The 7,131-nt window shown below is 54.6% G+C and carries 4 protein-coding genes and 1 pseudogene; 4 read left to right on the top strand and 1 reads right to left on the bottom strand.

Going from position 1 to position 7,131, the window contains the following annotated elements; all coding sequences use genetic code 11:
• Positions 1-67: 67 nt before the first annotated feature.
• The 4 genes from WA354_RS03490 (at position 68) to WA354_RS03475 (ending at position 5,231) form a co-directional block, all read left to right on the top strand.
• A complete protein-coding gene (locus WA354_RS03490; protein ID WP_472811622.1) occupies positions 68-1,039 on the top strand; it encodes a type II secretion system F family protein in 972 nt (323 codons plus the stop codon).
• Positions 1,040-1,049: 10 nt separating this feature from the next.
• Complete coding sequence (locus tag WA354_RS03485) at positions 1,050-1,961, top strand: type II secretion system F family protein (RefSeq protein ID WP_472811621.1); 912 nt, start codon at positions 1,050-1,052, stop codon at positions 1,959-1,961.
• Positions 1,962-2,419: 458 nt separating this feature from the next.
• Entirely contained in the window at positions 2,420-3,382 is a 963-nt protein-coding gene (locus tag WA354_RS03480) for a PilZ domain-containing protein (RefSeq protein ID WP_472811620.1), read from the top strand.
• Between the two features lie 499 nt (positions 3,383-3,881).
• Positions 3,882-5,231: a hypothetical protein gene (locus WA354_RS03475; RefSeq protein WP_472811619.1), complete on the top strand. Its 1,350-nt coding sequence runs from the start codon at positions 3,882-3,884 to the stop codon at positions 5,229-5,231.
• Between the two features lie 441 nt (positions 5,232-5,672).
• Here the strand turns inward: WA354_RS03475 and WA354_RS03470 are convergent.
• Positions 5,673-7,131, bottom strand: a pseudogene (locus WA354_RS03470) (hypothetical protein); the annotation flags it as partial.

The raw sequence follows: 7,131 nt of genomic DNA, 5'->3' as shown, positions 1-7,131 counted from the left end.
CTGCCGCCGAGCTTGTTTGAGAAAGTAACGGAAGTGAACTGAGCCAAAGCGTTCGCGGAGGGCAAAAATGGGTTTAATCATCGGACTCGTGTTCCTGGGAGTTTTCGGGGTAGTTGTTCTGATTGCGGCCGCCAGTGGCACAGGGGCGACTGAGCAGACCCGCGCGATTATGACCAGGCTTGAGTCGGCGATTGCCGTCGGCAAGCCTGAAATGGCAGACCTGATTGTTGACGTTCGCAAAAACGAGCTGATGAGTTCGATTCCATGGCTGGATCGTTACTTATCCAAGCTTGAGCTTGCTCCGCGCATTCGCAGGTTCCTGTATCAGGCCAACGTGAAGTGGACAGTGGGAGGCCTGAGCCTCTTCTGCGCTGTCTGCTTCATTGTTCCGGCCTACCTGATCTACCTTCGGACGGGCTTGGTCATCTTGAGCATCATCATTGGGCTCGTTGCAGGAGCGGGACCGTTAGGCTGGGTCTACCAGAAGCGGAAAATGAGGATGAACAAATTCGAGGAGGGAATCCCCGAGGCCCTCGAACTGATTGTAAGCGCCCTCCGTGTGGGGCACAGTTTGAATGCTGCAATGGGTCTTGTCTCACGCGAGTGTTCCGATCCCGTGGGGGGAGAGTTTCGTGTGACTTTTGACGAAATGAATTACGGCCTCGAACTCAAATCTGCACTCGACAATCTCGTGACACGCGTTCCCTTGCAGGACGTCAAGATCATTTGCACAGCTGTTTTGATCCAGCGCGAAAGTGGCGGCAATCTCGCCGAAGTGCTGGAGAAGACCTCCCAGGTGATCCGTGAGCGCTTCCGGTTGAAACGACAAGTATTGACGCACACCGCTCAGGGACGTTTGACTGGTTGGATTCTCACACTGCTTCCGGTTGTGCTGGGCTTCCTGCTCTATATGGTGAATCCTGACCTGATGAGCATGCTGTGGAAGAAAGATCTGGGAATCAAGCTTCTATACGCCGCGGGCGGAATGATTGTGGTCGGCGGACTGATTATTCGCAAGATCGTGAACATGGACGTTTAGGGAGAGATCTATGGCATTTGCAATCATTGCGTTCTTGGTCGCCTTCCTGCTCATTGGGAGCGGCGGCCTGCTGATCTTCTATCGCGACAGAATTCAGGAGCGAATCTCGTCCGCCCTGTACCCGCGCGCCAACAAGAAGTCCATGTCCAGCACGATCGAAGAGACACGGCATGTGATCGGCGGCGTGGTTGAGCAGTTTGAGAAAATCCTCCCGAGGAGCCAGGCCGAGATTTCGGCCGTCCAGCAGCGGCTGGTCCGTGCCGGATTGCGTTCCGATACCGCTGTCAAGTCGTTCTATGGGGCCAAGGTGATAACTCCCGTTTTCCTCATGTTGCTGTCGTGGGTTACAGGGTTGATTCACTTCGGCCCGTTCTTCATCTTGGTTCTGGCAGCCGGTCTCGGATTCCTGGCTCCCGATTTCTGGCTGGGAAGAAAGATCTCAAACCGGCAGAAGGAAATAAGAAAAGGATTGCCTGATGTTCTCGATCTGCTGGTGATCTGCGTCGAGGCCGGACTCAGCCTGGATCAGGCTACGGCGCGCACGGCGCAAGAGTTGAGCAAATCGCAACCTGCCCTGAGCGATGAGCTTGGAATTGTTGCTCTCGAACAGCGCGCCGGCCGTGCCCGTTCTGATTCATGGAAGCACCTTGCGGAACGCACCGATGTAGACGTGATTCGCAACCTGGTATCAATGTTGGTGCAAGCCGAACAGTTCGGAACCAGCATCGGCAAGACCCTTCGCGTCCACTCGGATACACTGCGCACAAAACGCGTTCAGGAGATTGAAGAAAAGGCCGCAAAGCTCTCGGTCAAGCTTCTCTTTCCTCTCGTTCTTTTCATCTTTCCATCGCTGTTTGTTGTCGTGCTGGGTCCGGCCGTGCTTGTCATGGTCGATTCGTTCAAAGAATTCTTTAGTCATTAAGCTTTTCAACCATTTCATGAAGGGAGAGAATCGATATGGACAGTACCACGATTATCCGGGTTGCTTCCGGGGTGCTCTTTGTTATCGTGCTGGTCATCCTGATTCAGCGTCGTCGCACACGGGTGAAGTAGCCCGGTCTGCTTCAAGAGTGCCGGCGGATTATGCGAACCCATATTTTTCGCGTTTCCGTCCGGCGCTTTTGTCACGCAGAACGCCGTTCTAGGGCGGTGATACGAGATCCGTTCTCGTTTGCCCACCATGGTCTTGGCGGCAGACTATAATTTGCTTTTCCTCTTCGTCCGATCGAATGCTGTTGATCGATTGTGCGGAAATCATTCGAGGTAACCCTGACGCAGGAGTGTAAATCGCGTCACCTCGGCATTTGTGGGGTCTGGATCGAAGGCTGCTTATTCGTTCCAACCTTCATCCGGGCAGCTTTCTGAAGAGGGCGCAAGATCATGGAAACCCGCAAGTACTGTGTCTACAACCAAACCCGTGAAAGCTTTCTCAGCTTGGGCGTTAACGTTGCCGATACCGCGGCCAAGCAACTGAAAGTCCTCATGGAAAATCTGACCATTAAAGCCGATGCGGGCTTGTGGCTGACTCCATTCCGGGGAGTCCCCGCTACCAAGGGACTTACGCCGGTCGATTTGATCTATCTGGACGAAGACAACCGGGTTATTCAGGCGATAGAATCCTTTCCAAACCATGCAATTGAACCGACGCGGGAGCAGCCTGCAAGCGCTCTGGTGCTTGCCGGTCATACGATCTTTTCGACGCAGACACAACCTGGCGACATCCTCCTCATCTGCGTCGCGGATGAAATGGAAGAGCGCCTTGCTCGTTTATCAAATGTGTCCGGTCACAATGCACCGGCCAGGGGATCTGCGGAAGCGAAATCCTCTCCGGTGGCTGTTGCTGAAGCATCTTCGGAGATGGATCAGGCTGCAGAACTGCAGATTGCGCAACAACGCCTTGCCGAAAAAGATGGGGTCGAAGCCGAGACCGTCCAGAATGCCTCGTGGTTTATCCGCTTTTTGCGCTGGCTTTCAACTGACCGCCGCGGATCCAAGCGCCATCCCTTGCCGGGCCTGGTCGCCTACTACTGGACTGGCGGTGCACCCCAGGCTTTTCATATTGCCGATATCAGCACCAACGGTCTGTATCTGCTGACCGACGAGCGCTGGTTCCCGGGAACGATGATCCTGATGACGCTGCAGCGAACGAATACGGACGGCGACGATCCCGATGATTTCATCTCCGTGCTGACCAAGGTTATTCGATGGGGCACGGATGGAGTAGGCCTTTCCTTTGTGCCGTCTAATACAGTCGATCTGAACAGCGGAGAAGCCTTGCCGGAGACCGGCGTCGGGAAAAAGGCGCTGCATCGCTTTATTCAGCGCGTGCAGCAACCTTCCTGATACCCATTCTTTGAGAAAGGACGGTCTTGAGAGTTCAGGGACGATGCGTACGCTCCGGAACAAACAATATCTGCCCCAGTTGCTGACACTTTGCGCCCGCGTTGCCAAGAAATTGGCCGAAGTACCCAGTCATTAACCACGTATGCATAGAATAGCTTTGTTCAAGGATTCTTCGCACGAGATTTTCCTAGGCCGAGATAAGCAAGGGCAGCGAAACATCGGCCTGTCGTGCCGCCCCTTGCAACCGGCCCGATCCTCATCTGCATGAATCTCTATGTAACTCTTGAAATAATCCAGGACGTTTCGACCTTTTGCGGCATCCATTTTTCGGTGTCCAGATGACTTTGGGTTTGTCGATTTTTTGGACGCCTCAGGAAACTTATTGATCGGGCTACGATACTCCTTCGTAACGCAGACGCGTTCAAGCAAGAGGAGCTTCTTTGCGTTCAAAACCATAAAATGAGATCCTCGCTTCGGATGATTTCGTGAGTTGACAACGATGGGCATGACGCAATCCGGCAAGTTCGGTTTTTCTCTTGTTGCAGCGGGGGCCATATTCCTTTGCCTGAACATTCCCCGCATGTTTAATTCGCCTGGCTCGATGATGGATTTCAGAACCGCCTACAGTAGCGCACGCTGCCTTTTGCGTCGTTGCGATCCATACAATCCAAAGGATGTACTGCGGATATACAAGGCAGAGGGCGGTGCGCGTTCATCGGATTCCGATGCGGACCGCTTCTCTTTGCCTCGGAATAATTATCTTCCACTCGAATTCGCTGTCACCGTTCCGTTTGCGCTTCTGCCGTTTGGCGTAGCGCAAGCGCTTTGGGTCGTCCTCACTGTCGGAAGCTTTGTTATGGGAGCCTTTCTCATGTGGGATCTCGGAGCTTACCATGCGCCCGAACTCGCTGGCGGTCTAGTCGGCTTTCTTCTCGCATACTCCGAACAAATTGTGTTTTACGGAAATCTAGCTGGGTTTGCCGTACCTTTTTGCATGATAGCCGTTTGGTGCTTTCTTCGTAACAAGTTCTTGATGCTGGGGACCATGGCTTTTGCGATCAGCCTTGCTGTAAAACCGCACGACGTCGTTCTCGTCTGGGTCTATTTCTTGTTGGCGGGAGGAACCTTTCGAAAGTGGGCGCTGCGGACGGCAGCTGTCGCGGCGGCGTTCAGTCTGCCGACTGTCTTGTGGGTGACGCACATCGCGCCTTACTGGATACAAGAACTGCGCTCGAACATTCAGGCATTCGGGATCCATGGCGGAGGCATCGATGTAAGCCTCGCCGCCATCGACAATCATGGAACCTGTCTGATTGCAAACCTGCAGTCGGTTTTCGCTGTTTTTCGCGACGATCCCCGCTTCTACAACCATGTGACTTACTTCGTTTTTGCACCAATGCTCCTTGTCTGGTCAATCGTGACTCTCCGCGCGCGGCTCACTTTGGCCACGACATGGCTTGCGATTGCGGCGATCGCACCCCTTTCCATGCTTCCTATGTACCATCGGATCTACGATGCCAAAATCATCATGCTCACAATTCCTGCTTGCGCGCTGCTCTGGGCCGAGGGCGGCAGAATCGGCCGGCTTGCGCTCATCATCACCGCCGCGAGCTGCGTGGTGACTGGAGATCTCGTGTGGAGCGTCTATTTTGAAATCCTGGTGAAACTGCGTCTGCTTCCCGCAGTTTCGCCCGGCCCGTTGCTGGGTGCCTCAATTAACATTCCACTGCCGCTAAGCCTCCTGGTCCTCGCCGGTTTCTATCTCGTGGTATATGTCCGGCGCGCGTCTTTTGCGGTATCGAAAGAAGAACCCGCGCATTTAGAATATGCCGCTACTCCGCACACCTAAACATGCGGAATAGGTCAGATTGCGAACGCGTGAAGCCAATCCATATCAGGATTGCCGTTTCGCAATGAGATTGTCAGAGCACGATTCCTGCAATGCTCCAGACGGTGATGCGAGGTCGGCATGGCTTTGACCCCCTCCGGCACAAACGCTTCGGAGTGGTCCTTTGCTGACTATCGTGGCTTCTGAGTTCACTCGTGGCGCTGATTCGAGCAGCGCAAGGGATTTTTCCCGAGCAACGACAAGAGAAAATCGGTCATCGCTGCAGATCGATGTGTGCCCAGCCGAACTGGCCGAGCCTGTGGTCAGGCGACAAATCCGCCACTTCCAGAGCCGGAATGCAAGTAGGTTTTTGAGCATCGAGGGCTTCTTGTTGAAAAAAACTTTTCCACCGAGTGCTTTGGGTTTCGCCAATTCCTAAAAGGCGAAGAAGCGTTCGGGCAGCTACTGGCTGATTTCCGGAATAATCAGAAGCACTTCGAGTTTGGCAACCTGACCGTCCCGCGTGCCGGCCCTGAACTGCCATTGTTGGAGCGCGCCCAGAACAAGCTGCTCCCGGGCGAATCCCAAATCTGTCGGAAAAACCACAGAGAGCTTCTCGAAGTGACCAGTCTCATCCACAAAGCCGTGAACCATTACCGAATCGGAAGAAGCGTCATCGGGATTTAGATTCGGACGAACGATATAGTACGGCCACGGCGCCTCCAGACGTGCACTCCCTGCAGTTGCAGAGTCAGCTGCGCGCGGAAGTGAATACTGCAGAATCCAGCTCTTCTCCAATCCGACATGCAGGTATACCGAATAGGCGAGGCGACCCTTCCATACCTCGGAGGTTTCGGGGTACTGCTCATCAAGGGACGATCCCACGACAACGACGCCGAACGTGCCATTCTTCGGCACGCTGATACGTGTCACGGAGCCATTGTCACCATCTCCCGAGCCGTGCCCATTCGATTGTCCTGATCCCGAGCCCGGATTGTGTCCGGTTCCATTTCCACCGGAGGTACCGGCAAGGGTGCCGTTTCCCGCCGTGCCGTTTCCCGGGCCCTTTTGAGATCCGCCGCTTCCGGCACCGGCGGACTGTCCACCCGTCGCGTTTTGCCCTTTCCCTGCGCCCTTATCCGAGCCAGTGCTGCCTGAGTCCCCAGCGCCATGTTGCAACGAATTTGCCGCTTTGCCGGTACCGAGGCCGCCCTGATCTGTGCCTTCTGCGGACTGGTTGGCGCCGGGCATGGTAACGCGGCCCTGGTTCATTTGAAGGTCAGAAGCAGAAAGGATTGCGGCAGGTGTGGCATCAATGCTTGAAATTGAACCCGTCTCGGGAATTCGCTGGACATCCAGATCGCGTTTCAACACCACCGGAGACGTATTGCTCGGAAGCGGCATGGGCAGCTTTGACTGAAAGCGCGTGGACGATATATTCAGGTCCGCGATTTGTGTTTCCTTGTTCGGGAAGTTCAGCTTTGGCTTATCAAGTGTGATTGACGGCGGCTGAGGTCGAGGTGGAGTGAGAACCTGGATTTTCGGACGATGACCTGACCACAGCAACATTGAAGGAAGCGGAGTCTCCTTCGGCAGCATCTTGTTGGGGTCCACGTCGGGATCAATCAATGTTTGCGGAGCCAGTTTTCGGTGCATGAAATGAACGCGACTCGAGGCGGGCGCTGCCAGGTTTTCGTGCGCCGAGGATTCTGCGCCCGACGAGGACGACTTCGGATACAGGCTCCCGCTTCCACCTTCTTTGTGAATCGGCGGATACGGCATATTCAAATCTACGTGCTGCATCATGTACACATTCGGCGTATTGAGCCGGAATTGCGGAGCGTACACAAATGCCGAGAGAACGAGTGCAATCGCAGAGGCATGCAGAACAGCGGACGCGACCAGAGCCGAAGGCCCACGA

Origin of the sequence: Occallatibacter sp., from assembly GCF_049802275.1 — a bacterium.
Taxonomy (GTDB): domain Bacteria; phylum Acidobacteriota; class Terriglobia; order Terriglobales; family Acidobacteriaceae; genus Telmatobacter.
The sequence above is the reverse complement of the archived record's forward strand: the minus strand, read 5'-3'. Positions and strand labels throughout refer to the sequence as shown.